The 8,694-nt window shown below is 61.3% G+C and carries 10 protein-coding genes; 5 read left to right on the top strand and 5 right to left on the bottom strand.

Translation table 11 applies throughout. The annotated features are described in order from the left end of the window. Positions 1-124 precede the first annotated feature (124 nt). Together BFP93_RS01375 and BFP93_RS01380 are read right to left on the bottom strand one after the other, a co-directional pair. Positions 125-913, bottom strand: a complete 789-nt coding sequence (locus tag BFP93_RS01375) for a substrate-binding periplasmic protein (protein WP_065891649.1) — start codon at positions 911-913, stop codon at positions 125-127. A gap of 91 nt (positions 914-1,004) precedes the next feature. Continuing rightward, complete coding sequence (locus BFP93_RS01380; protein ID WP_065891650.1) at positions 1,005-1,628, bottom strand: TetR/AcrR family transcriptional regulator; 624 nt, start codon at positions 1,626-1,628, stop codon at positions 1,005-1,007. A gap of 225 nt (positions 1,629-1,853) precedes the next feature. Between BFP93_RS01380 and BFP93_RS01385 the strand changes: the two genes are divergently transcribed. Both BFP93_RS01385 and BFP93_RS01390 read left to right on the top strand, forming a co-directional pair. Then, the gene (locus BFP93_RS01385) at positions 1,854-2,396 is read left to right on the top strand and encodes an exonuclease domain-containing protein (protein ID WP_065888362.1); all 543 of its coding nucleotides are present in this window, start codon (positions 1,854-1,856) and stop codon (positions 2,394-2,396) included. A gap of 197 nt (positions 2,397-2,593) precedes the next feature. Next, the gene (locus tag BFP93_RS01390) at positions 2,594-2,875 is read left to right on the top strand and encodes a pyrimidine/purine nucleoside phosphorylase (protein WP_065891651.1); all 282 of its coding nucleotides are present in this window, start codon (positions 2,594-2,596) and stop codon (positions 2,873-2,875) included. A gap of 49 nt (positions 2,876-2,924) precedes the next feature. Here BFP93_RS01390 and BFP93_RS01395 read toward each other — a convergent pair whose 3' ends face one another. Further along, positions 2,925-3,728: an MOSC domain-containing protein gene (locus BFP93_RS01395; protein ID WP_065891652.1), complete on the bottom strand. Its 804-nt coding sequence runs from the start codon at positions 3,726-3,728 to the stop codon at positions 2,925-2,927. 40 nt (positions 3,729-3,768) lie between these two features. Continuing rightward, positions 3,769-4,704, bottom strand: a complete 936-nt coding sequence (locus tag BFP93_RS01400) for a chemotaxis protein CheV (protein ID WP_065891653.1) — start codon at positions 4,702-4,704, stop codon at positions 3,769-3,771. Positions 4,705-5,246: 542 nt separating this feature from the next. Here BFP93_RS01400 and BFP93_RS01405 point away from each other — a divergent pair. From BFP93_RS01405 to BFP93_RS01415, 3 genes are all read left to right on the top strand, one after another. Beyond that, the gene (locus BFP93_RS01405; protein ID WP_176717541.1) at positions 5,247-5,696 is read left to right on the top strand and encodes a hypothetical protein; all 450 of its coding nucleotides are present in this window, start codon (positions 5,247-5,249) and stop codon (positions 5,694-5,696) included. A gap of 326 nt (positions 5,697-6,022) precedes the next feature. Then, complete coding sequence (locus BFP93_RS01410) at positions 6,023-6,916, top strand: sensor histidine kinase (RefSeq protein WP_065891654.1); 894 nt, start codon at positions 6,023-6,025, stop codon at positions 6,914-6,916. Continuing rightward, positions 6,913-7,572 carry a response regulator transcription factor gene (locus tag BFP93_RS01415; protein WP_065891655.1) on the top strand — a complete coding sequence of 220 codons (660 nt, stop codon included), beginning with the start codon at positions 6,913-6,915 and terminating at the stop codon, positions 7,570-7,572. Before BFP93_RS01410 ends, BFP93_RS01415 begins: the two co-directional genes overlap by 4 nt. Here the strand turns inward: BFP93_RS01415 and yegS are convergent. After that, a complete protein-coding gene (gene yegS / locus BFP93_RS01420) occupies positions 7,531-8,451 on the bottom strand; it encodes a lipid kinase YegS (protein ID WP_065891656.1) in 921 nt (306 codons plus the stop codon). The genes BFP93_RS01415 and yegS overlap by 42 nt on opposite strands. Positions 8,452-8,694: the final 243 nt, after the last annotated feature.

Consider the following 8,694-nt stretch of genomic DNA (forward strand, 5'->3'; position numbering starts at 1 on the left):
AAGCGGAACCATTAGCAGCCGTGACCGCAGAAACGGATATGTACTCGGTCCAATCCAACATCCTGGTCGGCCCAGAGGCCGCCATCGGGGGCAAACCCCCTCCCACACTCGATCAACTGCGGCCTCAGCGCAGTGGCGTTATATCAATCCGATACGGCGCGAAAATCCTGAGCATCTGGCCGTTATCCCGCAAGCGCTTGAGCAGCTCGGCAAAGACCGGCCCGGTGATCGGCGCCTTGGGCCGCAGCAGTGCGTAATGGTGATAGACCTGATCAATGCGCTCCGACACCAGGAACTTGTCCGCCATGTTCGCGTTGCGCACCATGAAATCACTCAGGTACGAACGAGTGACCAACGCAATATCGGCACGCCCCCGCGCGACCATCAGCAAGTTGCTGTCATGGGAGTAGGTCAAGGTAGCGTTGAAGTGCTCGGCCAGGTACTTGGGGTCGGGGTTGAACTGGGCGAAGGCGTAGTGATAACCGCTGAACACCGCCAGGCGTTTGCCGGCCAGGTCGGCGAAAAAGCGCTGGTCGCGACCGGGCTCACGCTCGGCCACGAAGATTTCAGCGTCTTCCAGCCCCATGTCGACGCTGGTATGGGCCACATTCGTCCACCCCCAGGAGGGGTTTTCAAAGATCGCCATGTCCACCCGGCCCTGCTCGAAATCGCGAAAACGCCGGGGGATCGAGGTGGGCACCAGCACGAACTGATAGTCGCTTTGCACGGCGTTCAACGCTTCGACCAATTGCGGCAGCAACCCGGTATCGGCGCCTTGCTCAGGGCGTACGGTATACGGCGGAAAATGCGCCGCGCCGACCCTCACCAACTGCGCGGCGCCGGCTTGCGTCCACCCTGCGGTACCCAGCGCCCAAAATGTAAGTCCTGCAGCCAGCCGCCATGGCGAAAACATCTAGGCACACACCGTTGAATTCTATGATGGCGATAAGCTAGGCGTTTTTCCCGGGAGAGACAACGCTTGCCAGTAAATTGATAGCTGCGCCTCAATCCGCCTTGAGCACCATCAGCAGGGCTTCTTCAGCCAGTTCTTCAAGCGTCAGGCTGCCCTGGGTGCGGAACCAGGTGGTGGTCCAGGACAACGCGCCGGTCAGGAAGCGCCGGGTGATCAACACGTCGCCCTTGATGTAGCCGGCAGCCTTGACTTCGTCCAGCACCTGCAGCCAGATGTGCTCATACACGTCGCGCAGGGCAAGTACCCGGGCCTGGCCTTCGGCAGACAGTGAACGCCATTCGTACACCAGCACCGCCATCGCCTCACCGCTGCCGCCCATGATCGACTGCAATTCGCAGCGGATCAGCGCCCGCACGCGCTCGCGCACAGTGCCCGCCTGCTCCAGCGCGGCGCGCATCATCGCGGTGTTGTAGAGGATGGTTTCTTCCATCACCGCGCGCAGGATCTCGTCCTTGCTCTTGAAGTGATGAAAGATGCTGCCCGACTGGATGCCCACCGCGCCGGCCAGGTCGCGCACGGTGGTGCGCTCGAAGCCCTTGTTGCGAAACAGGTGCGCTGCGGTTTGCAGCAACTTGCCCCGGGCGCTCTCCGGGTCGGTCAATTGGCCAGCGTCGACCATGGTGCGCATCACCCGCAGGGCTTGATGGTCATCCATGCTGCTTTCCCTTATGTCTACTATCGTCTTGGCGGGCAATTTAGGCCGTGGCCGTCAACCAAGCAAGCGCTTGGGCAAAACTTGTGTACAGGGTTTACAAACCAGGCGCCTGCCTGGTGGCATCGCAACCCGCCATTGGAAGATTGAATAAGCCCCCTGGGCGGAACTACACGGCCCGGCTACGCTCTATCCCCATCAGGACAGGAACAGTACGGGAACCTGCGCATGCCTCATTGGCTGATTATTGACCTTGAAGCCACAACAGATGACGGCGGCTGGCCCGTGACGGAGATGGAAGTCATCGAAATCGGCGCGAGCCTGGTCAACCGCCAGGGTCGCGAGCTGGATCACTTCCAGCGCTTCGTGCGACCGCTGCGGCGGCCACTGCTGACGCCCTTTTGCCGCCAATTGACCCATATCACCCAGGCCAACATCGACGCGGCAACGCCCATCACCGAGGTGTGGCCGCTGTTCGAACGCTGGCTGGGCCAGCATCGGCCCCGCCTGGAGGGCTGGGCCAGTTGGGGCGATTACGACCGCGTGCAGCTTGAACTGGAATGGCAACGCCATGGCCTGGCCAGCGCGCTCGGCCAGACGCCCCACGTCAACCTCAAGCAACGCTTCGCCAAGGCCCGCCGCCTGGACAAGCCCCTGGGGCTCAATGGCGCGCTGCAATTGGCGGGGATGCAGTTCGTTGGCCAGCAGCATCGCGCCCTGGAAGATGCGCGCAACACGGCGCGTCTGCTGCCGTTGATTTTGCCGGTCTAGGCAGCTCTGAAAGGCTTGGGCATACTGATCAACCTTTTGCCTTAATGCTGCCCCCTGTAGGAGCGAGCTTGCTCGCGAAGATCGCCAACGATAACGCAGCACATCTGGGTTAACGGGGTGCTCTCAGGTTTTTCGCGAGCAAGCTCGCTCCTACAGTGCCTGGCGTAAGCTTTGACCCTTTTTACGAGGATTCACCCATGTTCAAAGTCAACGAATACTTCGACGGCACCGTCAAGTCGATCGCTTTCGGCACCGAGGAAGGTCCGGCCACCATCGGCGTCATGGCCCCGGGTGAATACGAATTCGGCACCGCCCAGCGTGAAATCATGCACGTGGTCTCCGGCGCCCTGGTCGTCAAACTGCCTGATGCCGAGTGGGAAACCTTCGCTGCCGGCAGCCAGTTCAACGTGCCGGCCAACAGCAAGTTCCAGTTGAAGGTCGCCGTAGACACCGCTTACCTGTGCGAATACCGCGGCTAAACGCCCACCGGCGCAAAAAAATGCCCGTCTCCTGCGAGACGGGCATTTTTCATTCCAGCACCGTCACCGGCATGCCGACTTCCAGCCGTCCAACCCCATCGTTGACCAGGTTCTGGCCGAACATCGCGCCCTGCTCGGTGCTGCGATAGGCCTGCAGGGTCGCGAACGGCTCGCGGTCCGGGCTGCGCTCGCCGGTCTGCGGGTCGATGGTGGTGAGGATGCAACGTGAGCAGGGCTTGACCACGCGAAACTCCACCGCGCCGATGCGCAAGCGTTTCCAGCCGTCCTCGGCAAAGGCCTCGGCGCCGTCGATGACCAGGTTGGGGCGAAAGCGCAGCATGTCCATCGGCCGGCCGATATGGGTGCATAAATCGTCCAGGGAAGCCTGGCCGATCAGCAGCAAGGGGTAACCGTCGGCAAAGCCGACCTGATCGCTATCATGGCCAAAACCATGCTGGGTGAAGCGTGCGCGATCCACGGGCATATGCACCAGGCGCGTCGGTTTACCGATGAAGGCGCTGACCCAGGCCGCCGCTGCATCGCCTGCGTCCGGCACGCGCAGGGTGTCGTGCCAGATGGTCACACCGCGCAACGCGTCGGCGCCGGGCAGCGCTACGTCCAACGTCCCATGGCCCGGCGAACTGAGGGTCAGGCCGCCCGCCGTGTTCCACAGGGCAGTCAACTGGCTCATCTTCGCCACGGCGCGTTGCGTGAGGAATCGCCCGCTGGCTTCGTCCACCAGCATCCAGCGTCGATCCCCTTCGAGCCCCAGCTTGTCCAGGCCAATCTGCTGCAGGGCCTCGGCCTTGCCGGACTTCAAGGGGTAACGGTACAACGCGCTGAGACGGAGCATGGGCCTGCTTTCCTGGGGAACAAAGTGTCACACCCTAAAGTCAGGCGGGCACTTCGTCCAGCATCAGTCGCTCACGCACCACATCGACCAGTTTGTCGGGCTGGAACTTGGAGAGGAAATTGTCGCAGCCGACCTTTTTCACCATCGACTCGTTGAAGCTGCCCGAGAGCGAGGTGTGCAGCACCACGTAGAGGCTACGCAGGCGCGGGTCGTTGCGGATTTCGGTGGTGAGGCGATAGCCATCCATCTCGGGCATTTCGGCGTCGGTGAAGATCATCAGCAGCTTGTCAGTCATCACCTGGCCGCTGTCGGCCCAGGCCTTGAGCATGTTCAGCGCCTTGAGGCCATCGCTGGCAATGTGCATCTTCACACCCAACTGGCCGAGGGTGTCACGCAATTGCGAGAGCGCCACGTTGGAGTCGTCCACCAGCAGCACTTCGCGGCCACGGGCGCGCTCCAGCACCGGGTCTTCGAGTTTTTCCCGGGAGACCTTGGCGTTGTAGGGCACGATTTCAGCCAGGACTTTTTCCACATCGATGATTTCCACCAACTGGTCATCGACCTTGCTGATGGCGGTAAGGTAATGCTGGCGCCCGGCGCTGGCCGGCGGCGGCAGGATGGCTTCCCAGTTCATGTTGACGATGCGGTCGACGCCACCCACCAGGAAGGCCTGCACCGAGCGGTTGTACTCGGTGACGATAATGGTGCTGTTGGGCCCTGGCACCAACGGGCGCATGCCGATGGCCTGGGACAGGTCGATCACCGGCAAGGTCTGGCCGCGCAGGTTGACCACGCCACACACAAAGGGGTGACGCTGGGGCATCAGGGTCAGCTTGGGCAGTTGCAGCACTTCCTGCACTTTGAACACGTTGATCGCGAACAGCTGTCGGCCGAACAAGCGGAACATGAGAATTTCCAGGCGATTCTCACCCACCAATTGCGTGCGTTGATCTACCGTGTCGAGAATGCCGGCCATTAAGAGCTCCTGGTGTGCATGTCAGTTCTGCGAGTGCGCAGTTCATATAGGCAAGTTATCGGCGCCAAACGCCAGACCTTGACCCCGGTAAAATGCCATGTAAATGCATTGATGTCACACTGACATCATGCTTTACTGCATTCACCCCCCATAGCGCTGTATCGCGGCGGCGCGGGACATTCGAATCGACGTGCGGTTCCACTGCGTAGGGGATTCCCCTATGCGCAATCAGGCCTGACCTGATATTCGCGATATCTAATAGCCATTAATGTGACGCCATTCTCATTGCATGAATGGAGTCACGCTTTTGTTTGCCATCCCAAGCCCTGGGCCCGCCGGCTTTCCAGGCACTCACGTATCGGCAACTGAAGTTGTGGCATCCCGCTCAGCCGGGGTTACGCACGACTTTCGCGAGCATTTCAATAAAGCTCCTACAGGCATTTCGGAAGCTACCTACAAGACCCAATCCTATTTCAGCGCTAGTTTAACCCATTCACCCGGTGCGACATCTCATCACCCGAGCTTGAGTTGCGGAGACATGCATGATGAATAGCGCGAACGAATGGCAAACGGCACTTCCCGAGTTTCTGCGGGAGGCCGAGATGCTGCTGATCAAGTCCCAGGAGTGCTTGAGCCATCTGCATTTGATCCGTGACGACAGTGACGCCATCGACTGCATGAAAACCAGCCTGGCCAAACTGGCTGAAAAGGCCGACAACCTGGCACTGCAAGCGATCAGCGATTTCTCGCGGCGCCTTCTGGCGCTCATTGCCAACGCCCGCCCCCCCCTGCAATTGCACGACCAGGCATTGGATGCGTTGCATGACTGCCTGACGCTGCTGGCCTGGCAACTGGAGCTGATCGACACACGCACCGGTGAACTGCCCCTGGACGAGAGTGAGCAAACCGCCTTGATCGCGCTGGCGACCTTGCAGATTCCGCAAAAGGAGTTCAGTCACGCGCCGCAGCCACGCTTGCATCACGGGACTTGAGCCTTATGCAGGTCGTATTTGATAATCCACCTATCCAAAAACGACCGATGATGGCAAAACAGGCGTAAATATCCATTAGCCATCCATGCAATAACGATACAAACCAACTGTATTAATACAACTTCACTGTTTAACGCTGGGAATACTCTCCAGAGTATTTGCGCGGGCCATAAACCAATCAGGCGACCAACGGTAACAGGGGTGGTACTATGGCGCCACTCGAAGTGACTCAACTTCATCATGTTTAAACACGACTCGGCAGCGTATTCCAAACAGAGCCCGGCCAACCGGTCTCCCCGCAGCGAACCCTCAGTGGCTTCATTCGTATGTACGCCAATCTAAAGCCACTTTTTTCCAGGTCTGTGTCGCGCAGCACTGCACGCCGTATCGTCCTCGCGCTGTGCCTGTGTTCGCTGTCTGCCAGCGCATGGGCGTACGTACACGCATCGCCCTTGTCGCTATTGATCCTGCTGCTCAACCTGGCCACGCTGGCGGTGGTGGGCCTGCACCAATGGCGTTCGCGCAAATCGATCAAGTTCCAGCCCCAGGAATTGGCCGACCGCCTGTTGCAGGTCCAGGAAAACGAACGCCATCGCCTCAGCCGCGAGCTGCACGACGACATCGGCCAACTGCTGACCGCCGCCAAGCTGCAAACCGAATGGCTGCAGCGTCGCCTGCCGCCGGAGTTGCAGGATCAATGCACGGCGCTGTGCAATACCCTCAACGAAACACTGGCCAAGGTGCGCGACGTGTCCGCCATCCTCAACCCGCGCCAGTTGGCCAGTCTGGGCCTGGAAGCGAGCTTGCGCGCGCACCTGCTCAAGACCCTGGGGAAGACCCAGGTGTGCTGGAGCCTGGAATGCCCGCAACGGCTGGCGGGTATTCCTGAAGAAATGGCCGTGGCGGCGTTTCGTATCACCCAGGAAGCGGTGACCAACATGCTCCGTCACGCTCAGGCGCACAACCTGCGGGTGCGCCTGCAACGCCTGCCCGAAGGCCTGTCGCTGATGATCTGCGATGACGGCCTGGGCTTTTCGCCCGCCACCGACCCAGGCCGCGAAGGCCAGCGCGGCATGGCCGGCATGTACGAGCGGATGGACCAACTGGGAGGCACCTTGTCCGTCAGCAGCGAGCCAGGCAAAGGTACGCGGATCGACGCGTTGTTCCCCTGGGCGCCTCGCGCCCTCGAACGGGCCGGCGCCCCTGAGGTTGCCCGGTGACCTGCAACCTGCTCCTGGTGGATGACCACGCGCTGATCCGCGCCGGCGTTCGCGCGCTGATCCTGGATATTCCCGGCTACAACGTGATCGGCGAAGCCAGCGACGGTGCGCAATTGCTCGAGCAGTTTCGCGCCCTGCAGCCGGATATCGTGCTGCTGGACCTGTCGATGAAACACACCGGCGGCCTCGACGCCCTGCAGCAACTCAAGGCGGCCTACCCCAAGAGCAAGGTGCTGATCCTGTCGATGCACACCGAGCCCGACTTGATCATGCGCGCGCTGGAGTCGGGCGCTCACGGCTACCTGCTCAAAGACATGACCGGCAACGAGCTGGAACACGCCCTGCGGGCCTTGCGCAACAACGAGCGTTACCTGAGCCCGGCCATCGCCCACACGGTGATCAACCAGGCGCTGATCCGCAGCCAGGGCGCGGCCTCGCCCGTGCCCCACAGCCACACCCTGACGGCGCGACAGCTGGAAATCCTGCGCTTGATCGTGCGTGGCAAGTCCACCCGGGAAATCGCCCACGGACTGGGCCTGAGCATCAAGACCGTGGAAGCGCATCGCTCGCAGATCATGAAGCGCCTGCAGATTTTCGACGTGGCGGGCCTGGTGTTATTCGCGGTGCGCGAGCAGATCATCAGCCTGGACGATTAGGGGCGAACCCAGCGGCAGGTGTACGCGCAGGGCCTTAGGCACCGCTTCGAAATGCAGGTCGTCGCCTTCCAGCGGCTCGCCATCGAGGTTGATGTACAAGCCCTGCGCGCCCTTGATATTGACCCACGGCAGGCGGGCGCGCACGAACATGGTGTCCAGGCCCCAGCCATTGCTCATCAGTTCGCGCAGGGTGCCGACCACCTCCTGGGGTGCCGGCAGGATGCTGACGTCCAGCAACCCGTCATCGGCCAGCGCATCGGGGCACAGCACATGCCCGCCGCCGGCCTGGCGACCGTTGCCGATGCCCAGCGCGAGCAGCTCGCCTTTCCACTGGAAATCGGGGCCTTCCAGCTCAGCATAGGCGGCCTTCAATTCACTGAAGCGCGACAACCCGGTGAACAGGTAGGCGGCCCCCCCGAGGACTTTCTTCAGGTCTTCGGATGTGTTGGCGGTGACCTGGCTGCCGAAGCCGCCGGTGGCCATGTTGAGGAAGATCTGCCCGCCGACCTGGCCGAGGTCGATTGCCCTTGGCTCGACATCCAGCAACGCGAGGGCACCGGCCGGCTCCAGCGGCACACCGGCGGCCTTGGCGAAGTCGTTGGCGGTGCCCAGGGGCATCAACACCAGGCTGGCGTCGGTGCCGGCTTGCGCCATCGCTTCGGCGACATCGCGCAAGGTGCCGTCGCCACCGCCGGCGATGATATGGGTATAGCCGTTTTCCAATGCCTCGTTGACCAGGCGCAGCGCATCGCCGCCCTCCCACGTCACCCGTACCGCCAGCTCCCAACCCTGCTCACGACGGGCGAGCACAGCCGCACGCACGTCCTCATTGAGGGCTTGTTTGCCGTGGAGGATCAACAGGGCTTTGGGTGTGGTCATTTAAGGGTATCTCCTGGGTCAAGGTGCTTGCAGGATGTTGACCCTTGGGGACGGGGAAAAGTCTGTGGCTCAAGAAAATTGATTGATGTATGGCAATCAACATGTGGGAGGGGGCTTGCCCCCGATGGCGGCCTCTGGGCTGTCCGGGATGTTGGATTGGAACGAGTACATATCCGTTTCTGCGGTAACGGCTGCTTAGGGTTCCGCCCTGACGGCGGCTCACTTTTGAAAAGCGCAAAAGTA

It is taken from the genome of Pseudomonas sp. 44 R 15 (genome assembly GCF_900004965.1).
Classification (GTDB): Bacteria; Pseudomonadota; Gammaproteobacteria; order Pseudomonadales; family Pseudomonadaceae; genus Aquipseudomonas; species Aquipseudomonas orientalis_A.